The sequence below is a fragment of the Agriterribacter sp. genome, from assembly GCF_035497235.1.
GTDB lineage: Bacteria > Bacteroidota > Bacteroidia > Chitinophagales > Chitinophagaceae > Agriterribacter.
On the sequence record NZ_DATJEB010000013.1, the window covers coordinates 67,813 to 92,197 of the forward strand.

At 42.8% G+C, this 24,385-nt stretch carries 16 protein-coding genes; 11 read left to right on the forward strand and 5 right to left on the reverse strand.

Annotated features, from left to right (window positions below; all coding sequences use genetic code 11):
* Positions 1-158: 158 nt before the first annotated feature.
* From VL121_RS03290 to VL121_RS03300, 3 genes are all read left to right on the forward strand, one after another.
* Complete coding sequence (locus VL121_RS03290) at positions 159-2,690, forward strand: ATP-dependent Clp protease ATP-binding subunit (RefSeq protein ID WP_325402120.1); 2,532 nt, start codon at positions 159-161, stop codon at positions 2,688-2,690.
* 124 nt (positions 2,691-2,814) lie between these two features.
* Positions 2,815-3,489, forward strand: a complete 675-nt coding sequence (gene cmk / locus VL121_RS03295; protein ID WP_325402122.1) for a (d)CMP kinase — start codon at positions 2,815-2,817, stop codon at positions 3,487-3,489.
* Positions 3,490-3,500: 11 nt separating this feature from the next.
* Positions 3,501-4,577: an oxidoreductase gene (locus VL121_RS03300; protein ID WP_325402124.1), complete on the forward strand. Its 1,077-nt coding sequence runs from the start codon at positions 3,501-3,503 to the stop codon at positions 4,575-4,577.
* Between the two features lie 193 nt (positions 4,578-4,770).
* Here VL121_RS03300 and VL121_RS03305 read toward each other — a convergent pair whose 3' ends face one another.
* Complete coding sequence (locus tag VL121_RS03305) at positions 4,771-5,778, reverse strand: LuxE/PaaK family acyltransferase (RefSeq protein WP_325402126.1); 1,008 nt, start codon at positions 5,776-5,778, stop codon at positions 4,771-4,773.
* A gap of 35 nt (positions 5,779-5,813) precedes the next feature.
* Here VL121_RS03305 and VL121_RS03310 point away from each other — a divergent pair, with 35 nt between their 5' ends.
* From VL121_RS03310 to VL121_RS03320, 3 genes are read left to right on the forward strand one after another with little or no spacing between them, the layout of a single operon-like run.
* Positions 5,814-6,287: a hypothetical protein gene (locus VL121_RS03310; RefSeq protein WP_325402128.1), complete on the forward strand. Its 474-nt coding sequence runs from the start codon at positions 5,814-5,816 to the stop codon at positions 6,285-6,287.
* A 1-nt stretch (position 6,288) separates the two neighbouring features.
* Positions 6,289-7,146: a UbiA family prenyltransferase gene (locus VL121_RS03315; protein ID WP_325402130.1), complete on the forward strand. Its 858-nt coding sequence runs from the start codon at positions 6,289-6,291 to the stop codon at positions 7,144-7,146.
* A gap of 27 nt (positions 7,147-7,173) precedes the next feature.
* The gene (locus VL121_RS03320) at positions 7,174-8,283 is read left to right on the forward strand and encodes a M42 family metallopeptidase (protein ID WP_325402132.1); all 1,110 of its coding nucleotides are present in this window, start codon (positions 7,174-7,176) and stop codon (positions 8,281-8,283) included.
* Between the two features lie 49 nt (positions 8,284-8,332).
* Here the strand turns inward: VL121_RS03320 and VL121_RS03325 are convergent, their stop codons facing one another.
* The 4 genes from VL121_RS03325 to VL121_RS03340 form a co-directional block, all read right to left on the reverse strand.
* The gene (locus VL121_RS03325; RefSeq protein WP_325402134.1) at positions 8,333-9,628 is read right to left on the reverse strand and encodes a hypothetical protein; all 1,296 of its coding nucleotides are present in this window, start codon (positions 9,626-9,628) and stop codon (positions 8,333-8,335) included.
* 33 nt (positions 9,629-9,661) lie between these two features.
* The gene (locus VL121_RS03330; RefSeq protein ID WP_325402136.1) at positions 9,662-10,648 is read right to left on the reverse strand and encodes a PhoH family protein; all 987 of its coding nucleotides are present in this window, start codon (positions 10,646-10,648) and stop codon (positions 9,662-9,664) included.
* 129 nt (positions 10,649-10,777) lie between these two features.
* Positions 10,778-13,285, reverse strand: coding sequence for a TonB-dependent receptor (locus VL121_RS03335; protein ID WP_325402138.1), 2,508 nt, complete (start codon positions 13,283-13,285; stop codon positions 10,778-10,780).
* A gap of 136 nt (positions 13,286-13,421) precedes the next feature.
* Positions 13,422-15,761 carry a GH92 family glycosyl hydrolase gene (locus VL121_RS03340; protein WP_325402140.1) on the reverse strand — a complete coding sequence of 780 codons (2,340 nt, stop codon included), beginning with the start codon at positions 15,759-15,761 and terminating at the stop codon, positions 13,422-13,424.
* Between the two features lie 294 nt (positions 15,762-16,055).
* Here VL121_RS03340 and VL121_RS03345 point away from each other — a divergent pair, with 294 nt between their 5' ends.
* The 5 genes from VL121_RS03345 to VL121_RS03365 all read left to right on the forward strand — a co-directional run bounded on the left by VL121_RS03345 (position 16,056) and on the right by VL121_RS03365 (position 24,309).
* Complete coding sequence (locus VL121_RS03345) at positions 16,056-17,837, forward strand: class I mannose-6-phosphate isomerase (RefSeq protein WP_325402142.1); 1,782 nt, start codon at positions 16,056-16,058, stop codon at positions 17,835-17,837.
* A 3-nt stretch (positions 17,838-17,840) separates the two neighbouring features.
* Positions 17,841-19,193: a sugar porter family MFS transporter gene (locus VL121_RS03350; protein ID WP_325402144.1), complete on the forward strand. Its 1,353-nt coding sequence runs from the start codon at positions 17,841-17,843 to the stop codon at positions 19,191-19,193.
* Between the two features lie 241 nt (positions 19,194-19,434).
* Positions 19,435-20,634 carry a DUF4185 domain-containing protein gene (locus tag VL121_RS03355; protein WP_325402146.1) on the forward strand — a complete coding sequence of 400 codons (1,200 nt, stop codon included), beginning with the start codon at positions 19,435-19,437 and terminating at the stop codon, positions 20,632-20,634.
* Positions 20,635-20,704: 70 nt separating this feature from the next.
* Positions 20,705-23,428, forward strand: coding sequence for a GH92 family glycosyl hydrolase (locus VL121_RS03360; RefSeq protein WP_325402148.1), 2,724 nt, complete (start codon positions 20,705-20,707; stop codon positions 23,426-23,428).
* Positions 23,389-24,309: an ROK family protein gene (locus tag VL121_RS03365; protein ID WP_325402150.1), complete on the forward strand. Its 921-nt coding sequence runs from the start codon at positions 23,389-23,391 to the stop codon at positions 24,307-24,309. Before VL121_RS03360 ends, VL121_RS03365 begins: the two co-directional genes overlap by 40 nt.
* Positions 24,310-24,385: the final 76 nt, after the last annotated feature.

Consider the following 24,385-nt stretch of genomic DNA (forward strand, 5'->3'; position numbering starts at 1 on the left):
TGTGCCTTATCGGATGCATCATTCCAGTCCTGGAAGACAATAAATATGCTGTAACGCTCACTAACACAATAATTCACACACCTGCAATGTTCTATTGATCATTAGAAGTCAAAATTATTAGTTATTATTGTATCGATCACTATTTTAAATTCTATTACATGGATAATAATTTTTCTACCCAGGTAAAAGAAATTATCTCATTCAGCAGGGAAGAAGCACTGAGGTTGGGAAATGATTTCATTGGAACAGAGCATTTGTTACTGGGATTGATCCGGGAGGGGGAAAATATGGCGGTGAAGATACTCAAGAATCTTAATGTTGATTTGTATGAACTGCGTAAAGAAGTAGAGCTGGCAGTAAAAGACAAAACAGGAAAAAACATTGCCAATATTAACAGCCTTCCCTTAACCAAGCAGGCAGAGAAAGTAATACGGGTTACTGTACTGGAAGCAAAAGCGCTTAAAAGCCCAACTGTTGAAACGGAACACCTGATGCTTTCTATTTTGAAGAACAAAGAAAATATTGCTACACAAATTTTAAATCAGTTTGACGTGGACTACGACCTTTTCAGAAATGAGCTGGGTATGGTCAAAAGCAATGACGTGCGCAGCGAATATACCGATGATGCTGATGATGATTTTGATGATGAAAAGAAAAGTTACCAGCAAAAGTCGAAGGCCCAGGCGGCAAATACGAAAAGTAAAACGCCTGTATTAGACAATTTCGGACGTGATATTACCCGGCTTGCCGAAATGGGTACTTTAGACCCTATCGTTGGCCGTGAAGAAGAAATAGAAAGAGTATCGCAGATCTTATCGCGCCGCAAAAAAAATAATCCTATTCTCATTGGTGAGCCCGGCGTAGGTAAAACCGCTATCGTGGAAGGACTGGCTTTGCGCATTGTGCAAAGAAAAGTTTCCAGGGTATTGTTTGATAAACGCGTGGTTTCGCTGGACCTGGCTGCGTTAGTGGCAGGCACCAAATACCGCGGACAGTTTGAAGAAAGGATGAAGGCCATCATGAACGAGCTGGAGAAGAACAGGGATGTTATTCTCTTCATTGATGAAATTCATACCATAGTGGGAGCAGGCGGAGCCAGTGGTTCCTTAGATGCTTCCAACATATTTAAGCCTGCACTTGCCCGCGGAGAACTGCAGTGCATCGGCGCTTCAACGCTCGATGAATACCGCATGTATATTGAAAAAGACGGCGCTTTAGACCGCAGGTTCCAAAAGGTGCTGGTAGAACCGCCAAGCGTGGAGGAAACCATACAGATACTGGAGAACATTAAATCTAAATACGAAGATTTCCATAATGTAACGTATGTGGAGGATGCCATTGACGCCTGTGTAAAACTAAGCGACCGCTATATTACCGACAGGTTACTGCCCGACAAGGCTATTGATGTGATGGATGAAGTAGGCGCAAGAGTACACCTGAAGAATATTAATGTTCCGAACGAAATAGTAGAACTGGAAAAGAAGATAGAAGACATTAAACAGGAAAAAAATAAAGTAGTAAAAAGCCAGCGTTTCGAAGAAGCCGCATCACTGCGCGATAACGAAAAAAGGTTGCAGGAAGACCTGGAAAAAGCAAAAGCGCATTGGGAAGAAGAAAGCAAGCACAAACGTTACCCGATAGATGAAGAAGCCATAGCGGAAGTGGTGAGCATGATGACCGGCATTCCCGTAAAAAGAATGGTACAGGCAGAAACAGACAAGCTCCGCCGTATGGCAGAAGACCTGGCAGGTGCAGTTGTAGGACAGGATGAGGCTATTCAAAAAGTAGTAAAGGCCATACAGCGTAACCGTGTAGGTTTAAAAGATCCTAAGAAACCCATAGGCACGTTTATTTTCCTTGGTCCCACAGGTGTAGGTAAAACAGAACTTGCCCGTTCCCTGGCAAGATATATGTTCGACTCGGACGATGCACTGATCCGTATTGACATGAGTGAATACATGGAGAAATTTACCGTAAGCCGTTTAATTGGCGCGCCTCCGGGATACGTAGGTTATGAAGAAGGCGGACAATTAACGGAAAAAGTACGCCGCAAACCTTATTCCGTAGTGCTGCTGGATGAAATTGAAAAAGCACATCCCGACATCTATAATATTTTATTACAGGTATTAGATGACGGCCAGTTAACAGATGGTTTAGGCAGGAAAGTGGATTTTAAAAATTCACTGATCATCATGACTTCCAATATTGGTGCACGTCAATTGAAGGACTTTGGTGAAGGCGTTGGTTTTGCTACGGCAGCACGGCAATTAAACTCCGAAGAGAATAATAAAGCCGTTATTGAAAAAGCGCTGAAACGTACATTTAGTCCTGAATTTTTAAACAGGATAGATGATGTGATGATCTTTAATTCGCTCACCAAAGAAAATATCTTCCAGATCATTGATATCTTAATGAAGGGTGTTATGAAACGTTTAAGCACACTCGGATTTTCATTAGAACTTACCGAAGATGCTAAAAACTTCATAGCGGAAAAGGGATACGATCAGCAGTTTGGCGCACGTCCGCTGCACCGGGCTATTCAAAAGTACCTGGAAGATCCTTTGGCGGAAGAAATACTAAACACCCATGTAAAAGCAGGCGATATACTGATTGCCGACCTGGATAAGGAAAAATCTTTACTGAAATTTACCTTAAAGGAAGAAAGCAGGAAAGAAAAATCAGAAGCTTAATACATTAATAAAGGAATAAAATGCCAGCCTGTAAAAGGTTGGCATTTTTTTGTGCAGTAAATTAAAAACCATCCTTTCTGCTTTTCTTTTTGATGCAGTATATATAATTTGCACTGCTTTACTAATGAAAAAAATTATTATTACTATAGATGGCTGGTCTTCCTGCGGAAAAAGCACATTGGCCAAACAATTGGCCAAAACACTCCATTACGCGTATATAGACAGCGGCGCCATGTACCGCGCCATTACCCTGTATTTTTTAAGGAATATGATAGACTGGACAAAAGAAAAACAGGTTACCGATGCCCTTAAAAATATTGAACTGGATTTCAGACCTAATGAAAAAAGCAGGGAAACTGAAATATACCTTAACGGGGAAAATGTAGAATATGTTATCCGCGATCTGATCATAGCGGAAAAAGTAAGCGAAGTAGCAACCATTAAAGCGGTAAGAACATTTGCCGTGGCACAGCAAAGAAAAATGGGAGAAAAAAAAGGAATAGTAATGGATGGCAGGGATATTGGCACCGTTGTTTTTCCGGAAGCGGAGCTAAAAATATTTATGACAGCAGATAATGCGATACGGGTTGAAAGGCGTTTCCGGGAGCTGTATGCACAAAACCCCAATATTACTATTGAAGAAGTAAAAAACAACCTGGAAATGCGGGATTATATTGATTCGCACCGCGAAATAAGCCCTTTGCGAAAAGCGGAGGATGCAATAGTACTCGATAATTCCAACATTACTCCTAAACAGCAATTAGAGCTGGCACTTGGCTTTGTAAAACAAAAAATATAAACAGGTACTTTATGGCTCAAAAAAAAATACGCGTGGCAGTAGTTGGGTTCGGCGTTTCCGCCAAAGTATTCCATCTCCCTTTTATTAATGCGCTAACAGATAAATACGAACTGGTAAGCCTATTACAAAGGAAGGGCAATGAGGCAAGTGAAAAATATCCGTCTGTAAAGATAGTTAGAGATATAGATGAACTGGTAGCAGATCCTGGCATTGACCTGGTGGTAATTACCACACCCAACGACACCCATTTCCCCTATACAAAAAAGGCACTGGAGGCCCGCAAGCATGTAGTGCTGGAAAAGCCGTTCACCAATACCACCGAAGAAGCCCGGCAACTGGTACGTATAGCTGCAGATTCAGGGAAAGTGCTGAGCGTGTATCAAAACCGCAGGTATGTGAGCGACTTTCGTACCATGAAGGAAATCCTGGATAAAAAACTGCTGGGTGATATACATGAGTTTGAAGCGCATTACGATCGCTACCGTATAGAATCTCGCCCAACGGCATGGAGAGAAGCGCCATTGCCTGGGAGTGGTATTTTATACGACCTTGGCGCACACATTATTGACCAGGCACTCTATTTCTTTGGTATGCCCGTTTCTGTTACGGCCGATATACGGATGCAACGCCCCCATGCAAAGGTGGATGACTATTTTAACCTGTGGCTCAACTACAGCTTTACCAAAGTAATTCTTCATGCAGGCATGCTGGTAAGGGAGCCCGGACCCCGGTATATGATACAGGGTACTTTGGGTTCATTTATTAAATACGGCGAAGATCCGCAGGAAGCCAGGCTCAGGGCCGGGGAGTTACCTGTTGGCGAAGATTGGGGGCAGGAGCCGGAAGCAATTTTTGGACTGATACATACTGAAAAAGATGGCAAAATAATAAAGGAAAAATATCCTTCACACAAAGGCAGCTATGCGGATTATTATAATGAATTGTATGAAAGCATAATAAATGGCCAACCGGTAAAAGAAAAACCAGAACATGGCTATAATATCATTCGTATTATTGAGCTGGCCATACAGAGCAATAAAGAGAAAAGAACAATTGACTGTACCGGGCTGATGGATGTAGGATATTGAAAGAACCAAATTACAAAAATCAAATAAAGCCTATACATCGTAACAGATTCAAATATTGAATCCGAGGCAGGAATTTCGAAATTCGAAGCGGAAATGACAATCAAAAGTAATAAACCACAAATCATAAAATCCGAAGTCGTAAATCCGAATCTGAAACGGCTTCCATTTTCATATTCCCACATTTCCACATTATTCAAACCGCCATCAAACTACATCCCCTGACATCACTATTGTCTATACGCCCCAGTATTTCAAAGCTGCCATCGGCATATAATTTCCCCGCATCATCTGTAGCGATAAAAGAACAGGAGTACCTATTGGCAAGGTCAATAATATTTACCACGCCGCTTATTCCTTTACCAGACGGGCTTAATATTTCCAAAGGATCGTCTTCATTCCGGAGCAGCACTTTCATCCATTGGGGAGAACGAAATATACCATCTCCTGCTGAATAGCACTGCGATAATAACTCGGTCATACCATATTCCGAATGGATACAGGGCAAATGAAATGCTTCTTTTAGCAGGCCATGCACTTCCTGCCTGGTTATTTCCGTTTTGCGGCCTTTCATACCCCCGGTTTCCATTACTATAGTATGCTTTAGCGGTATAGGATATTTTTCAGCAAAATCAAGCAGTGCAAATGTTACGCCTATCAGCAGGGTTTTTTGCCGCTGCCGTTCTAATTGCTGTAAACTATCGGCCAACTGATCGTATTCATTTAAATAAAAGCCGCTCCTGTCATGTTCACTTTGCCTGATCAGCTCATCCACCATCATTACCAGCGATGAATTTTGCCGCTCTATGTAAGAAGGAAGCAAGCCAATAATACACCAGTCTTTGGGATCGCCATAAAATTGCGCAAACCCTTTTAAAAAGCTCTGCGCATATAAAGTAATATCTTTCACATAATGTTTGCTATTGATGGTTTGGGTGGTTCCGCTGCTCTCAAAAACCATCTCAGGCTCAAATGCGGTAGATTGTACGCGATGGGTTTTAAAAAAACTAACCGGGAGGAAGGGGATTTGTACGGGCGTTTCAACCTGGCGGGGATCAATCCCCAACGTATCTGCAAACTGCCGGTAAATACGGTTATTTTTATACTGAAAACGGAAGGTGTCAATAGCCAGCCTATCGAAGTCTGAAATGTTAAAATCAAATATTCGTTCGGCACTACCGGTATATGATGAAGGTTTATTCAAAGGGAATATTTACATTTGTTTTAATGAACAGGTATATGAGAATAAGTTTTGCAGTATGCTTTATCATCCTTTTTATTGCTTCATGCCGCAAAGATAAGTTTAGTGATAAACCTATGCTTAAATTAAAGTCGGTAAGTCCAAGTCCGGTAGTTCCTCCGGGTTCTACCTTAGTTTTTACTTTTGATTACACAGATGCTCAGGGCGATCTGGCTGGGGTTCCCGTTTGTGTTGAGAAGTTGTCCTCATTATCTCCCTGCTTTGACCCGGGTAAGGATCCTCATTTCCTGGATACATCAGGCTATTTTAAGATATCGGCTGACCTGCCTCCTACTGCAAATCAAAAAGGGGAAATAGTGATAACATTATTACCTACTGACTATGCCGGTGATAAAAGATGTAATGACAACCAGCCCTCCGAAGAAGCCGTTTTTAAATTCTGGATCACCGATCTTGCCGGTAACCACAGCGATACCCTGGTACTGGAACCTCTTACTATTCTAAAACAATAACTTGCCTGCAAATGCTGTAAACGTGCGTACGCTGTTTCGCTTTTTCATAAATACCAACCTGTATATCTCTCTTTGCGCGATATTAATGGTAGAGCAAACCAATCAATTGTTCTTTTTAGGGTACAACAGAACTGTTTTTTACCTGTTTGTTTTTTGTGCTACCGTATGCAGCTATAATTTTCACTGGTACCTTACCCCTCTTGTACCATCAGCTTCTCCCCGTATTGCATGGAACCACCGCTACCGCAAGCTGTTACTCGGCATTTATATTGTTACGCTATTGCTCTCCCTTTATTTTGCCTGGCAACTGAGCGCCCACTGGCTGCCGCTAAGCATTGGCGTTTTTGCTACTTTTTTATATAGCGCACCAAAAATTCCGCATAAATATTTTTCCCTGCTTTCTAAAATAGCCATTGGCAAAACCCTGTTTCTCACTTTTGTATGGATGTATGTTACCACGGCATTACCTGTGCTGGTGGCCGATGCCACCTGGACAACCGCACACACGCTTTTTTGCATCAGCCGCTTTTGCCTGATATACGCTATTTGCATTTTATTCGACTACCGCGACAGGGAGGAAGACCGGGTGCAGGGCGTTAAAAGTATGATTACCTGGATGAGTGAAAAAAAAATATTACTGGTATTCCTGATCTCCCTGGCGCTGTTCGTAATAAGTACGGTTGCATTATATGGAGCATCATTCTCTATCTTTACCATTATCCTGTTACTAATACCGGGCGCTATTGTACTGGGCCTATATAATTATGCCAGGAAACATTTCACCGATTACCTGTATTATTTTGTACTCGATGGGTTAATGATGTTTTCTTCACTTTTAACCCTGTTGTTCGGGATTTAATTATTTTTGAAACCAATTTAATTTAAAATGGCAAAAACTACAAAGACGAAGCAAAAATCTATAGTAAACGACAACTCCCTTCTTTTTCTGAAGCATTATTTGAATAATGCTTCGCCAACCGGCTTTGAAAGCAGCGGGCAAAAGCTATGGCTCAACTATATTAAGCCTTATATAGACACTCACTTTGTTGACCCCTACGGCACAGCAGTAGGCGTTATAAACCCTAATGAAAAATTTAAAGTGGTAATAGAAGCGCATGCAGACGAGATCAGCTGGTTTGTAAATTACATTACCAATGACGGGCTCATTTACCTGAAACGCAATGGCGGCGTGGATCACCAGATTGCTCCCGGAAAAAGGGTTATCATCCAGGGAAAAAAAGGATTGGTGAAAGCGGTGTTTGGATGGCCGGCCATACACACCCGTATGGGCGGAGGCGAAAAAGAAACACAACCCAAGGTAGATAACCTGTTCCTGGATTGCGGTGCCAGAAGCAAAAAAGAAGTAGCGGCCTTAGGTATTCATATTGGCGCTGTGGCCACTTACGAAGAAGGGTTTGATGAATTGGCGTATGGCTACTACATTGGCAGGGCTATGGATAACCGCATAGGCGGCTTTATGATTGCTGAAGTAGCCCGGCTGCTGCAGGAAAACAAGAAAAAACTTCCCTTTGGTTTATACATCGTAAACGCGGTACAGGAAGAGATTGGGTTAAGAGGCGCCGAAATGATAGCCCGCCGGATAAAACCCGATGTGGCGATCATTACCGATGTAACCCACGACACTACTACGCCAATGATCAATAAAATGATTGAAGGAGATGTGGCTTGCGGAAAGGGACCCTCGCTCGCTTATGGCCCTGCAGTGCATAACAAATTATTAGATGTGGTACAAAAGGTTGCGGAAGACAAAAAAATACCCGTTCAGTTGCGTGCGGTAAGCCGTAGTACCGGCACAGATACCGAATCATTTGCATATGCCAATGACGGCTGTCCTTCGGTACTAATTTCTATACCGCTGCGCTATATGCATACTACTGTGGAAATGTTGCATAAAGATGATATAGAAAACACGATTAAACTGATATATGAAACCCTGCTTACTTTAACGCCCAAAACAAAACTGAGTTATTTTTAGGATAGAAGTAAGAATCCTGGAAATATGGAATTAATAAGTGATAATAAAATCATAGCATTTTACGCTTTTTAATATACAGCGCTACTGCAAAAAACCATAATATGCACATTAGCACTAAAAGGTAATTAGTTACTAATCGCAGGTAAAACTGGTAGTTTCCCTGTATTATATTCTCCGAATAGGTAGCATAATAGGGTTTTAAATAAAAAAACTTTTTTATGCGGGCAAACGTATTTTCGGGGATCTGTTTTTTTAAGAAATCTGAATAGAAAAATTGGAAGGAATTCCCGGGATGAAAATAATAGCGGGCAAATGCAGAAACTTCGCTAAAAGGCATTAATGCTATACTATCATCATTAAAATGATATGCTGTAATACCGTCATTAGCGGTACTTCCCGATTTTAATACTGCATATAAATCAAGTGTATTTAAGAAATGATCCCCTTTTCTTACAAATACATTTCCTTCTGTAAGGTCAACATAAGCCCAGCAATTCCATTCGGGTAAAAAAACTTCATTAAATGAATGCTGCCCAAGCGCTGTATTACCCATATTACTTCCACACGATATGACTCTGTTCGCTATCCCGGCATAAGAAGAGAAAAAAGAAAACAACTCAACGTAGTTTCCGCACCACAATTCAGAATGTCCTGATCGTATATATTCCAATTGCTGAACCGGCGAAAGTTGTGCCAGGTAGTCTGATGGAATGCCTAACCTGCCTTTTGTAGCTTCAAGAAGATACCTGGCTATCTTCAATACTTTTATATGCGTACTGTCTGTTAGAGATACTTTCATTGAATCGTACAGGTAACGATCAGGTTCACTTTTATTTTTTATTTTTTCTCTCCAAAACGAAGAAACGTCCCAATCAGACAATTGGCTAAATGAAGCACGCGATATTAGTATATCCCGGCTGGTTACCTCATATATAACGGTGCTGGAGTTTCCGGCCTGCCGGTAAACCGACAGAGGCGTATAATCTATATTTACCAGGTACTTTTTGGGCTGATCATTTATACGCAAAAAAAACTCTTTTTGCTTGCGGTCAGGCCGGACCGTTAAATTTTCTGCTTGCTGTGATACAACCAGGACAGAGTCTCTAAATACTTCAAAATGATTGCTTTTCCTGGTAATGCCATTTCCTTTAAACTGTATAAGTAAGGAATCGCTTCCTTTTTGCTTTATATCACTAATTCTTAACTGTTCATCGAGGTAATATAGCTGGTTATAAGGAAGAATTTGGGTGTAGGAATTAGACAATTGCTTCCTGCTTACCAGGTTGATAACTGCTGTTACAAAAAACAGAATTGATAAACAGACTACGTTTTGTTTGCCTGGCATAATTAAAGGCGTCTGCCGCCCTGATTTTAAACTTTACCCGTTTCCCTCCTTATTCAGGTTTTGTAAACGTTCATGATCCCTGTCGTAGGCCTTAATGATGGCTCTAACCAGGCGATGGCGTACTACATCATCTTCATCCAGCTCAATATGCGTAATGCCGTCAATATTCTTTAATATGCGGGTGGCCTTTTCAAGCCCGCTCCGCTGGTGTTTGGGAAGATCTACCTGTGTAATATCGCCTGTAATAATGGCTTTTGCATTGGCGCCTATGCGGGTCAAAAACATTTTGATCTGGAGATCGGTAGCGTTTTGAGCCTCATCCAAAATAATAAAAGCGTTGTCTAATGTGCGTCCGCGCATATACGCTAATGGCGCTATTTCAATTACACGGGTACTCATATAATAACCCAGCTTATCGGCAGGTATCATATCATCCAGTGCATCGTATAACGGACGGAGATAAGGATCAATTTTTTCTTTCAGATCACCCGGCAAAAAACCCAGGCTTTCTCCCGCTTCAACTGCCGGCCGGGTAAGAATAATTTTCTTCACCGATTTATTTTTTAAAGCTCTTACAGCCAATGCCACAGCCGTATAGGTTTTACCCGTTCCGGCAGGGCCTATAGCAAATACAATATCATTTTTATCGGTTGCGGTTACCATCCGCTTTTGATTTGGCGTTCTGGCTCTTACGCTTTTACCATTAGGACCAAACACCAGTATATCATTGCTGTTCCGCTCTACAAAATGATCTACGGTTTCGGCATCATCACCACCCAATATCTGCTCAAAATAATTTTCACTTACATGCCCGTTACGTTCAAGATATTGAATAAGTAATACGATCTTTTCTTTGGCAGATTCAATTTGCTCGGGAGCGCCGCTCAGTTTAATCTGAGTGCCCCGGCTGAGAATTTTTAAAAGCGGGAATTTCTTTTTAAGAAGATCAAGCTTGCCATTGTTAACGCCAAAAAATTCAATAGGGTTAACGGTTTCCAGGTTAATGATTGCTTCTGTCAATTCAGTGTTTTTTATTTTTCACAAATAGTCGTTCAAACGTTATAAACTGCCCCATCCCATTATATCCAAATGTAAGGATTCGCCCCTATATAAAATACAAAATTACTTATACACATTTATGAAGATTTTTTAAAACCTTGCCAGTATTTTAAAATTAAATAACCTTGGCGTTAACCGGTTAGGAATAGCATAAACCGTATTGGAAAAATCTTTGATGAGCAGGTAGGATATAGTGTTATCACGGTCAAGCAGGTTAAATACTTCAAGGCTTGCCCATATATTATCGAATTTCCGGAAAGGATGGTGGCTCCGGCGGCTGCTCCTGCCGCTGCTTAATAACAAAGCGCTAAAACCAATATCAACCCGCATGTACGGATCAATGATTAACCCGTTCCGGTAACGCACACTGCCCGGAATATTATAAGGCATACTGCTTCCGTAAATCATATTTAAGTGCACTTTAAAATTTTTGTTGGTGCTTAAATAATCCTGGAAAAACATCCCAAAAGTGAGCAGCCGGTCTGTGGGGCGCCGCATCCATCCTTTATCAAAACGGGTACTGTCGGCAACCACCTGGTCTTCTGTTTGCGCGGTAATCAATTCACCGCCCGCATTTTTATACCGGTAATAATGAAAGTCGTTTATTTTTTCCATCGTGCGCATTAATCCCACGCTAACCCAGCTTTCCGCGTCTTTAACCAGCTCGCTGAACAGGCGCATCTCAATGCCGGTTGCATACGCTTTAGCGCTGTTATCGCCAAAGTAACGGATACGCACATTGTCTATATCATAAGGATCAACATGCGTTAAATGTTTATAATAGGCTTCTATTGTTATTCGTGAAGGACGCTCCCACAGTTGAAAATTATGGTCTGCGCCGGCCACTACCTGCCAGCTCCGTTGTGCTTTTACTGCCGTATTTACGGAACCATCGTATCTTCTCAGCTCCCTGTAAAACGGTGGCTGGTTATAAGCGCCTGCAGCCAGTTTCAACACCCAGTCTTTATCCGTATCGGGCATCCACGACATTTGTAAACGTGGCGACAACAGGAACTCATTGTTCAGCCCATTATAGTTAAACCGTATACCACCCTGCACCGTAATATGCGATGCACTGCCAAACGATATATTATCCTGCAAATAACCCGAGAGCTTACTGACATCAAGATCAGTCGTTGATTTCCGTACGCTATACAACTGCAACCGATCAGCGTGGTAAGGAAGGTTGTAGCCTGCAGAATCCTGCGCTTCCCATTCATTTAACCGGTCAGCGATCAGTGTTTTTTCCGCACTTATACCCCATTGAACAAAATGTTTTTTATTGTTCCATTCGCCTTTATGCGATATATTCCAGTTTTCAATAGCTAATGTATTCCTGGCATGGTTTATAAATACGCCGGCTCCCAAAGGATTAATGATTGATCCAAAACCGGGTTGCGATTTGTCAAAACTTCTTTCCCCAAATAAATACGCGCCGGTAATATCGCAGGCTTCCTGCTCTTTATTTTCGAACCTGCTCAGCATCCATTTCAATTTCAATTTTTTATTTACCTGCTGTACCGCGCTTAGCCCAAGCATATGGGTCTGATACCTGTCCTGCTCATTCCCTTCAAAATAAATATCAAGTCCAAGGTTAGTGCTAAACAAAGGAGAAAGTACAGAGGATGTAAGCTTTGCTTCTTCGGGTATGAGCGTGAATTTTGTGGCCGACAAATTACCCAGTAATTCTAACTGCCATTTACTGTTTACCTGGTAAGTAAATAAGGCCTGTATATCGGATGAAGATGGAATATAATTACCTTTTGTTTCCTGTGCGCTCAGCAGGTTCCTGTTCGACCGGTTGCGTACACCCGCTAAGTAGCTGAATTTTTTATTTTTGGAAACACCTTCTGCATAAAAGCCCTGCTCTAATAAACCTATATATGCAGAGCCGGCAAAACTTTTTGGTTTCTTATACTGAATATCAAGTACGCTGCTCATCTTGTCGCCATACTTTGCCTGGAAGCCTCCGTTGTAAAAACTAAGACCCCCCGTAAGCTCAGGGTTTATAAAACTCAGGCCTTCCTGCTGCCCGCTGCGCACTAAGTAAGGCCGGAAAATCTCAAAGTCATTTACATAAACGAGGTTTTCGTCATAATTGCCACCCCGTACTGTATATTGAGATGTAAGCTCATTATTGCTTCCTGCAAATATTTTGATCAGGCTTTCCACGCCGCCGGTAGCAGAAGGAATAGTAAGCGCATGTTTTGGGTTAAGCCGTATGAGCCCCGTCTCCGTTCTTTCTCTCTCGTCTTTTACAATCACTTCCTGCAGCACTTTTGAGTTGCTTTCCAGGCGAACTACAATTTTTTCCTGTTCATTTTCGGTAAGATAAAAACTGCGCTGAACCGTATGGAAACCGGTGAAGGAAAAAGTAAGCGCTATGGCTTTTGCCGCAGGTACTTTTATTGAGAAGCTACCCGAATCGGAGGTTAATACCCCGCTTTGCCTGCCTAAAACAGTTACCGTTACCATAGCTAACGGCCTTTCCTCCGCATCTACTACCTTACCCGAAACCACAGCCGTTCTTTGCTGCGCCGGTAACACAGAAGATACCAGCATACAAAACGCGACTAATAATATTCTGGTAGCAGGCATCCGCAAATTAACTGGTTTAACAGGACAATATTACATAAATCATAATGATTATAGCATCTGCCTGTTTCAGCAAATAATACGGAATAATGAAATGATGTGAAATTTTACCCTGCTTATAAAAATGCAAGTTCACATATTATTGTTCTGACGGAGGGGGTACCTGAGTACCCCATGCCGTATTAGGAGTGCTTCCCATTGTAAATACCAGCTTCCCGCCTTTCATCAGTTCATCCCTGTATAACCAGCAATTATTTAATGGCTTGTTATTGAACTGAGCCGATTGTATATACATGTTTCCGGCTGAATTATTTTTCGTTTCAATGATCAGTGTTCTTTTATTACCTAATGTGATCGTAGCTTTTTCAAACAAAGGACTACCGAATGCTATAACGGGTTTCAAATCTGTAAATCCTTTTACATCAAACAATCCCAGGGAAGCCAATACATACCAGGAGCCCAATTGCCCCTGGTCCTCATCCTGCCCGTAGCCATACCCATGAATGGGTTCTGTGCCATAAAACTCATTACAGATCAGTCTTGTCCATTTTTGGGTTAACCAGGGTCTGCCCGAATAATTAAAGAGCCAGCTTATATGCAGGCAGGGTTGGTTGCCATGGTTGTACAAAGATTGCACACCGGCAAACGCGTCTATTTTTTTTCCCCCACCAAAGCTATATCGTTGAGAAGTTTGAAAAATACTGTCTAAACGTTTATTGAATTGCTCCTCTACTATAGCGCTGATTAATGCGGCAGGATTATGCGGCACATAAAAAGTATATTGTATGGCATTGCCTTCCTGGAATCCTCTCCATGCTTCAAGGGGGTTGAACTTATCTATAAAAGAACCATCTGCTTTTTTGGGCTGCATGAGTTTATGCTGCGGATTAAAGATAAGCTTCCAGCCATCTGCATACCTGATAAGCGTTTGGTAGTCTTTTTTCCTGCCCAGTGCTTTGGCCATTTGAGCAGCGGCAAAAGCGCTAAAACTGTATTCAAGCGTATGTGAGGCAGAAAAATGAGAGCCGGTTGAATCTGTTGTGTTTTTTTCAAGATAGGGAACAAACCCATATTTTACAAATGCCCTTGTATCCATTTTTCCTGATCCTTCTTTCCTGTTTTGCCAGTTCAGTTCGTTAGCCTTAACGGCCTCATAAGCCAATGCCACATCATAATTCCGTATGCCTGCCTGGTATGCTCCTGCAATAGCCAGTCCAACAAAATTTGTTCCAACGCCCGACACGTATTCGCTATTGGCAATACCATCCCCAAACCATCCACTATCCCTGTAAATCTGCAGTTGCGTGTTCACATAATTGTTATACCATTCCGGATAGGCGAGTGCCCATAATTGTGTGATATTCCAAAAAGCTCCCCATATAGCATCCGTGTTCATAAATTCCGGCTTTTCAGTTGTATGAACATATTTCAACTGACCTGCCTGCCCCCTATGCATGGGGTAGGCGCCATTTACATCACTGGCAATACCCCTGCCCAGCAATGCATGAAACAACCCGGTATAAAACTTTATTTTGTTTTGCTCATCGCCTTCTACTGAAATCTTACTCAACTCCTGCTGCCAAACCGCCTGGGTTTGTACTCTGGCTTCGTCAAAAGAAAGTGTGGCGGCCTCAGCGTTTAAATTCGCTTTTGCATTCGCCACCGATGTATAGGAAAGTCCCACTTTAATTTCTATACTTTCATTTTCAGCAGTTTGGTAATTAAAAAAAAGACCTGCACCTCTTCCATTGGCAGATAAGGTGTTTTCCCAAATATTGTTTTGCGTAAACGCTCCGATACTTTCCGGCTTCTTACTAACCGTTCCATAGAAGTACATGACTACCTTCCCTTCGGGATCATACAGGCGAAGGTATTGGGGATAGGTGGCCACAAAGCCTTCAAAATGGGTGCTATCAACCATTTGTATACCCGCATCTGTTACCTCACCGCTTTCTCCCTGTTTATTGCCGATATCCAGTATAATGTGCGCTTTCGCATTTTCAGGAAAAGTATAACGGTGAAACCCCACTCTTCTTGTGGCAGTAAGCTCAGCGGTAATATTATAATCATCGAGCAATACTTTATAATACCCCGGCTCAGCAACCTGGTTCTCTCTCTTAAAGTACGAGCGATACCCCCCGGATGGATCTTCCAGCAGTCCCGGTTTCACCTTTAATGCTCCGGTGGTTGGCATAAAGCTAACACCTCCCACCTGCCATTCATGAAAATGCACAAACCCTTCAATGGAGTTTTGCCTCGTATCATATCCTACCGCCTCCCACCCGGAAGCATTGCCGTAATGCCCGTTGGTAGACGGCGCCAGCTTGGCCATTCCATAAGGTGCAGCGGCAGGAGTATAAAAAAACCAGCGGCTGTGTGCCGTACCAATACCAGGATCAACATATTTCAGGAACTGCTGAGCAGATATGCCGCACGGCCACAGCAGCAAAAGCGTATAATATTTCAGATATTTCTTCATATAAAAACGGGTTCATTGTTACGGAATACGGCAAAACAACAGACCACTCCATATAAGGTAAAGGGAATACGGTCTGCTGATCCCAAAAATTAAAAAAATTGGGAATAACTAAAAAAGTATTTACATTTGATATGTATGTACATACAGACATAAATCTACCATTTTCCCTTAAATGTCCGGGTTATTTTTTTCGAACTGCTGTTGTCCGTATGCCGGGTAACTGTTTTTCAGAACAGGAATAATTCATTTTTAGTTTAACGTTTTATCTTTATTGAATCATCTAAAAGAAAAAGATTGTATAACTCCAATTTTGATAAGTTTCCTGAAGTAAGCGCCCATGGCTATAGCGGGTACTCCGGCTGGAATGAAATTACCAGCGAACTCCGGCATCGCACCAGTCAACAGAAAGATACACCCTGTGTGATCATCATTGAATGCTACCACGGTGTTTTAACGGAACACCTGGCTGACCGGCTAAAACAGCACACCAGTGATGCCATAAGGTTTGTGCCGGTGCAAAAGGCTATGCTTTGTAAGGAACAGATTGAACAACTGGTATATCCTTATGTTACCGATGATCCCGTTTTCGGCCGCATCACTTCACTTGATATTAAAAGTTTTTTTTGTCCCGAACGGTTGGAACAACTGAAGCAGGAAATTAAAGATAATAAAGAAGGAATAATATGCATTTATGGAACAGGAGCTTCGCTTGTTCATGCATCCCCTGATATACTGGTGTATGCAGATATGCCCCGCTGGGAGATTCAGCTACGGTTCAGGCGTAATGAAATGAGCAACCTGGGGTCAGATAACCTGAACAGTTCATTTTCGTACCAATATAAAAGAGCTTTTTTTGTTGACTGGCGGGTATGCGACAAGTTAAAAAAACAATTATTACCCGAAGCCGATTATGTACTGGATACTACAGATGCTGATGATCCTAAAATGATACCCGGATCAGCATTACAGCATGCGCTGAAAGAAATAGCGCATCAGCCGTTCAGGGTGGTACCCACCTTTCAACCCGGGCTCTGGGGAGGGCAGTGGTTGAAAGAGGTATGCGATCTTGAAAGAACAGAGAAAAATTTTGCATGGGGTTTTGATTGCGTACCTGAAGAAAACAGCCTGCTGATACGCTTTGATCACATGCTATTTGAAACGCCATGCATTAATCTTGTTTTTTTTCAGCCGCAATCGCTTTTGGGTGTTAAAGTATGGGAAGCTTTCGGAGCCGAGTTTCCCATAAGGTTCGATTTTCTTGATACAATGGATGGCGGAAACCTGAGCCTGCAGGTGCATCCGTTAAAGGAATATATCCGCGAAAAATTCGGGATGCGTTATACGCAGGATGAAAGTTACTATTTCATGGACGCACGAAAAGGATCTTTTGTATATCTTGGACTCAAAGAAGGAATTATTCCGGAGCAAATGATCAGCGACCTGGAAGCTGCCCAGGAAAAAGGCAGCGGATTTGATGCGGATAAGTATGTTGAAAAATGGCCGATCCGCAAACATGACCATGTGTTGATTCCGGCAGGAACGGTTCATTGTTCAGGCGCTAACAGTGTAGTACTTGAAATAAGCGCTACACCTTACATTTTTACATTTAAGTTATGGGATTGGGGACGAATTGGCATGGATGGAAAACCGAGACCTATTTCATTGAAGCACGGACAGCATTCCATTCAATGGAACCGTACTACCCAATGGACCAAAAATAATATACTCAGTCAAATACATAAGGTGGCGGAAGGCGAGGGATGGGTTGAAGAAAAAACCGGGCTTCATGAAGGCTCCTTTATTGAAACAAGAAGACATTGGTTTACAGGAAAAGTTGATCACCATACCCATGGCGTTGTTAACATACTCAACCTTATAGAAGGCAGGGAAGCGATTGTAGAAAGCCCCGCGGGAGCTTTTAAACCCTTTATTGTACATTACGCGGAAACGTTTATTGTACCTGCTGCTGTTGGCGCATACACGATACAACCGCACGGCGACAGCGCAGGCACAACCTGCGGTACGATAAAAGCGTTTGTAAATACCGAAAATCTTGATGATTATCATAGCAATTAATGTATGGAAAACTATAGCTTAAAATATGTGTACCGGTACACTTTTGTAGCGGCTGTTGGCGGGCTGCTCTTCGGCTATGATACAGCGGTAGTTGCCGGCGCCATTGGCTTTATACAGGAAAAATACAATCTCTCCCCCGCCATGACGGGCTGGGCGGCGTCCTGCGCACTGATAGGCTGCATGGCAGGCGCCATGCTGGCGGGCATGCTCAGTGACAAACTGGGCAGGAAAAAAGTATTAATGATATCCGGGTTTGCTTTCGCTGTTTCATCTATTGGTATACTTATTCCCTCGGGTATTGAATATTTTATTTTCTTCCGGTTCATTGGCGGCATTGGCATTGGTATCGCTTCTATCCTGGCGCCCATGTATATTTCGGAAATAGCGCCGGCAGCCATCAGGGGCAGGCTTATATCCATTTACCAGTTAGGTATTGTAACCGGTATATTGCTCATTTATTTTGTAAATGCCGGTATCGCAGGGTTACATGATAATGCCTGGAATGTAGATTCGGGATGGAGGTGGATGTTTGGCTCCGGCCTGGTTCCCTCGCTTATATTTATTTTTTTACTGCTCCCGGTACCTGAGAGTCCGCGCTGGCTGGCAAAACAAAACAGGTGGAACGAGGCGGATGTTATACTTGCCAAAGTAAACGGCAGAGCAAACGCCGACAAAGAAATCATTTCTATCCGCGAATCATTAACGGAGAAACAAGCGCCTTTTTCTGACCTGCTACAACCTGGTTTACGAACGGCTTTGCTCATCGGTATCGTGCTATCTGTTTTTTCGCAGATCACCGGCATTAATGTGATTATGTATTACGCGCCGGAGATATTTAAGGCTACAGGAAGCGGTTCTTCTTCCGCGTTGATGCAAACCATCTGGGTGGGAAGCATCAATTTGCTGCTGACTATTGTAGCCATAAAATACGTAGACAAACTTGGGCGCAAAAAATTGCTCCTTATTGGCTCAGCAGGAATGGCGGTTTGCCTGGCCATTGTTGGCTTAGCATTTTATACCCAATCTGCAGGCGGATATTGGGTACTTGCAGGTATTCTTCTGTATATTTCATTTTTTGCTATTTCATTGGGGCCGCTCACATTTGTGGTGGTAGCAGAAATATTCCCCAATCATATACGTGGCAGGGCAATGGGTGTAGCTATATTTTTTTTATGGCTCTCGGTATACGTGGTATCACAAACCTTTCCAATGCTGCTGAAATCAATAGGGAGCGCTTATACTTTCTGGATATATATGGTAACATCTGTAATGGCTTTTATTTTTATATGGAAAATTGTGCCTGAAACCAAAGGAAAAACACTGGAGCAGATACAGGAGATATGGAGGAAGGGATAGCGATGGTGAATTGTGAATAGTCAATGGTGAATAATTAATGCCCGCCCGGATAACACCGGTCGGACGGGTCCGCCGGGCTGAACCGATCGGATGGAGTGAAACGGAAAACGGGAGACGTGAGAAGAGAGATGTAAGACGCCAAAACTTTGATTTTTACCTCTCACGTTTATTGTCTCACCTCTGTCATCTCACCTTATCATTTCACGTTTGCCGAATAACATATCAACTATTAACGATGTGCATGCCAAGATTCCCCATTATCAGCCTGTCCATTTTTTTTGCAGGCGTTTTACACTGCGGTTGTTTTACACAAACGAAACAGGATAAAAACCTTCCCGGTAAATTTAAATTTACAGCAGTACCCGCACCGGAATGGACAGCATTGTTTAAAAGAAATCACGGTTGGTTTGGCGGAGATGGAATATTTTCAATTATTTTAAGTGGTAATGAGAAAGAAGGTACTGCCGATAATGATAGTGTATTGATATGGTTTAGCGATACCCTGCTGGGAGATATCAATGATTCGCTGGAAACCGGCTATACAATGATCAACAACAGCGCGGCATTGCTAACAGGCGGTAACCCGGATAGCACAGCCATTCATTTTTACTGGAATACAGCCATTGAAAGCCATGCCTCATCCCTGTTTGTACCTGAAACACCGCTTACACAAAAGGGCGAATATTACTGGCTTGGCGATGGGTTTGTAAATACCGAAAGGAATAATGATATTTATATTTTCGGCTATCGTATCAAAAATATTCCCGGGCAGGCAGTATTTGGTTTTAAACAAACCGGCAATACGCTCATTCGCATACCTGCAGGTGAAAAACCTCCGTTTAAGCATATAACACAAATGGAAATTCCTTTTTTCCAGGGAGAAAATGCTGACTCCATTGGTTCGTTTGGCGCCGGCTTACTGGTTAACACAAAAAAAGCCGGCGTACCTAACGCCAGCGGATACCTGTATATATACGGCGTACGGGGGAAAAATAAAGAAGTGATAGTGGCAAGGGTTCGTCCGGAGTTTATTGAGCAGTTTAACGCGTGGCGATTCTGGGATGGCAAAACATGGACAACCGATATAAAAGCCATTCAATCCATTGCAGACCGTGCGTCTAATGAAATGAGCGTAACACCGCTTAGGGATGGCCGTTACCTGATGGTATTTCAAAAAGACGCGATCGGTACCTATGTGGGAGTAAGAATTGGAACCTCCCCTGTTGGCCCGTTTGGCCCCATTACAGACGTGTATGATGTAAAAGATGATTTGAAAGATTCGCCCAATCTTTTTCCTTACAACGCCAAGGCGCATCCTGCACTTTCAAAACCCGGCGAATTACTGATCAGCTATAATATCAACTCCTTTGACTTTTCCGGGGATATAAAAAAGTTGCCGCACTTATACCGGCCACGATTTATAAAACTGAAATATGAGTAACAACTGCTGCTATATGCTATAAATAATACCGTTCTATTTTCACAGTATCACCCATACTAAAAATGTAAACATGAAACGATTCTGCCGTATTTTTTTATTGTATTGTATTACTTGTGCCGGAATTTTTAGTTATGCCGGTACCGGGAATATAGCTCCGCTGGCAAAAATTACCGCAAGCACTATTGCCGGTGAAACATATGCCGCACAACATGTAGCAGACAGGTGGATAGGCGTGGATGGCAAAGGAGAATGGGCATGCGAAGGAGCGTCAACAGACTGGGGCTATATACGGCTGCCATGGATACAATTAGAATGGGAACAGCCACAACTTATTAATAAAATAGTATTATACGACCGTCCTTCATTACAGGAAAATATAGCAGGGGGTAAGTTAATATTCAGCGACAGCAGCGTAATATGGGTAAACCAAATACCTGCTGATGGAAGTGGAATTGCTGTTCCCTTTGCGGCCCGCAGGGTGAAGTGGGTAAGGTTTGTGGTAACGGATGCCACAGGGCGGGACATAGGTTTTTCTGAAATAGAAGTATTTCCTTCTCCTGAACAGGCATCCGATTATGTTTCGTGGGTAGACCCTTATATAGAAACCAACCGTGGAAGATATTTCTTTTTTATTACCGGGAGCCTCCCATTTGGAATGGCCAGTTCAGCTCCCTTAACACGCAACAAAAATCAATATGGCGGAGGCTATAATTACAACGAAAAAGAAATCCTGGGGTTTGAACAAATTCATGCATGGATGATGTCCGGGATAGAGATCATGCCCGCTTCTGCGCGTGAAAATCCGGCAGAAGGTCAACAAGGCTGGAAATCTTCGTTTAATCACGATGATGAAATTGTGCAGCCCGGTTACCATCGTGTAATGCTGCAGAATAATAAAATATGGGTAGAGCAAACAGCCACAGAAAGAGTGAACTTTTACAGGTTTCGTTATACAAAAAAAACCGCAGGCAGCATCATTATTAATCTGTCTGGCCATGTGTCCAACAGTACCATGACTGATGCAACAATTAGCCGCATCAATGATACTGCGATAGAAGGATCTTTCAGTTCCGTAAAAAGATACTGGGGCGGACCAAAGGATGTACGCATATTTTTTGTTATCCGGTTCGATAAGCCCTTTACATCGCTGGATGCATGGCAGGGTAATGAAATAACAAAAAATATCAATCACGCAACCGGCGATAGCCTTACCCTGGCCGCTGCATACCACTTCAACAAAGGAGATGAGCTGCAAATGAAAATCGGGCTTTCCTATACCACAATAGAAAATGCCCGGAATAACCTGCAGCAGGAATGCAGCGGATGGGATTTCGATAACGTAAAAGCACAGGCGCAAAATACCTGGAATCAATGGCTTGGGCGTATAGACGTGCAGGGAGGGAGCCGCGATCAGAAAGTTAAATTTTATACCGACTTATGGCATGTATTACTGGGCAGACAAAAAATAAATGACCTTTCGGGCGATTACCCCGACCGCACTACCGGCAAAAGAGAAGGGAATTTTACAGATGCTATTTTTAAAATAAAAACGGTTCCCAAAGATGCTTCAGGTAAACCAATGTTCAACATGTATAACTCCGATGCGTGGTGGCTTACCCAATGGAACCTGAACATATTGTGGGGTTTGGCATGGCCGGAAATGATGGATGAGCTATCCTCGTCTATGATTGAATATGCGAACAATGGTTACCTGTTACCACGCGGACCATCCGGTGGCGGTTATTCATATATCATGACGGGTTGCCCTGCCTCTAATCTCATCGTGAGTACATATATGAAAGGGTTATTGACCAAAACAAATGTGGATCATGCGTATGAAGTAGTGAAGCGGAATCACCTGCCGGGTGGCATGCTCGGCAGCAGTGAAGACATCAATTTTTATACCCGTAACGGATGGTGGCCGGATAACGCAGGCATCACCATTGAAGCTGCTTTCCAGGATTGGGGCTTAGCACAGATGGCGGCTAAGCTGGGTAAGAAAAAAGACTATACCTTCTTTAACAAAAGATCCAAAGGCTGGGAATTGTGCTTTGATACAGCACAAAGATTATTATATCCCAAAAACAGGAAAGGCGATTTCATTCATAAAGACCCATTAAGCGGCAATGGTTGGGTGGAAGCGAATGCCTGGCAGGCAACATGGGGAGTGTCGCACGCTATGCCGAAACTGGTAACCAAAATGGGAGGATCGGACAGCTTTTGCAATAAACTGAACTATGCATTTAAAGAGTCACAGGCGGATGACTTCGTATATGGCTACACCAGCGGCTACGTAAGTTATGCCAACCAGCCGGGATGTTCCAACGCACATGTGTTCAGCTATGGCGGAAAACCCTGGCTTACACAATACTGGGTACGAAAAGTGAAAGAGCAGGCATATGGCGGCATAACACCCGATCTTGGCTATGGCGGACACGATGAAGACCAGGGACAAATGGGAGGCGTAAGCGCCCTGATGGCAATTGGCTTATTCGATATTATGGGTAACCAGGCGCAGCAGCCGGTGTATGAGATTACTTCGCCGGTTTTTGACGAAGTAACTATTCAATTAGATAAAAAATATTATAAGGGTGAAAAGTTTGTAATTAAAGCCTATAACAACAGTGTTCAAAATTGCTATATACATTCCGCAAAGTTGAATGACCAAACACTGAATAATTTCTGGTTCAGTCATGATACCTTTACCAAAGGCGGCATCCTTGAACTGTGGTTGGGTGATAAACCCAACAAACAATGGGGAACAGCGGCCCTGCCTCCTGCATGTATACCTTAAATGCAAATCAACAAAAAGCGATGGACAATTTGGTTATAGGAGTTGATATTGGCGGCACGCATATTACAGCGTGTATGGTTAATACAGATACCGGACAGATTATTGAAGGCGCCTGCGTCCGGGGAGAAATAGACCCTTTACAAAATAAAGAGCGTATCATCTGCGCATGGGCTGAAACTATAGCCGCCTGTGCCAAACAACATGGGAGCAGCGTTGACCGTATAGGTATTGCCATGCCCGGCCCTTTTGATTATGAAAAGGGTATCAGCCTTATTACCGGCCTGCATAAATACGAATGCCTGTATAGCCTGAATGTAAAGGAATTACTGGCTGCTGAACTGGGCATACCCTCCGGCGGCATCCGTATGATGAATGATGCCACCGCTTACCTGGCAGGCGAATTGAAAGCCGGCGCCGGACAAGGCTGTAATCATGTTGCCGGCATTACGCTGGGAACAGGATTGGGTTCGGCATTGTATGAAAACGGTTTTTTTCACGATGGTGATCTCTGGTGCTTCCCTTTTCGCGAAAGCAGGGCTGAAGAATTTTTAAGCTCAAGGTGGTTTGTATCAGAATATGCAAAAAGAAAAAAAGAAAAAGTTACCGGGGTAAAAGAACTGGCTTCTATGGCCAATGATGATGGGGCTGCCAGGAAATTGTTTGAAGAATTTGGTTATACATTGGGCGAAGTATTGAAAGACCGGTTTTTTGATCATTTCCCCGAACGCATTATCATTGGCGGAAATATTGCCAAAGCCTGGGATTTATTTAAACCCTTTTGCGAAGAAGTGCTTCGCCGGCATAAGCTTTCCTGCATGCTGGCGCCTGCCCTATTGGGAGAAAACGCCGCGCTCACCGGGGCCGCATATTTGTGGGAATAAAAAAATAGATGCCCTGGTTCGTGTCTCACGAACCAGCTTCAAATGAATTGATGCCTGATGCCCTGGTTCGTGTCCG

Coding starts and splice junctions, on each gene's coding strand:
- VL121_RS03350 (WP_325402144.1), top strand. CDS start 17,841: ATGGAAAACTATAGCTTAAAATATGTGTACCGGTACACTTTTGTAGCG.
- VL121_RS03335 (WP_325402138.1), bottom strand. CDS start 13,285: ATGCCTGCTACCAGAATATTATTAGTCGCGTTTTGTATGCTGGTATCT.
- VL121_RS03355 (WP_325402146.1), top strand. CDS start 19,435: ATGCCAAGATTCCCCATTATCAGCCTGTCCATTTTTTTTGCAGGCGTT.
- VL121_RS03340 (WP_325402140.1), bottom strand. CDS start 15,761: ATGAAGAAATATCTGAAATATTATACGCTTTTGCTGCTGTGGCCGTGC.
- VL121_RS03300 (WP_325402124.1), top strand. CDS start 3,501: ATGGCTCAAAAAAAAATACGCGTGGCAGTAGTTGGGTTCGGCGTTTCC.
- VL121_RS03360 (WP_325402148.1), top strand. CDS start 20,705: ATGAAACGATTCTGCCGTATTTTTTTATTGTATTGTATTACTTGTGCC.
- cmk (WP_325402122.1), top strand. CDS start 2,815: ATGAAAAAAATTATTATTACTATAGATGGCTGGTCTTCCTGCGGAAAA.
- VL121_RS03320 (WP_325402132.1), top strand. CDS start 7,174: ATGGCAAAAACTACAAAGACGAAGCAAAAATCTATAGTAAACGACAAC.
- VL121_RS03365 (WP_325402150.1), top strand. CDS start 23,389: ATGGGGAACAGCGGCCCTGCCTCCTGCATGTATACCTTAAATGCAAAT.
- VL121_RS03325 (WP_325402134.1), bottom strand. CDS start 9,628: ATGCCAGGCAAACAAAACGTAGTCTGTTTATCAATTCTGTTTTTTGTA.
- VL121_RS03290 (WP_325402120.1), top strand. CDS start 159: ATGGATAATAATTTTTCTACCCAGGTAAAAGAAATTATCTCATTCAGC.
- VL121_RS03310 (WP_325402128.1), top strand. CDS start 5,814: ATGAGAATAAGTTTTGCAGTATGCTTTATCATCCTTTTTATTGCTTCA.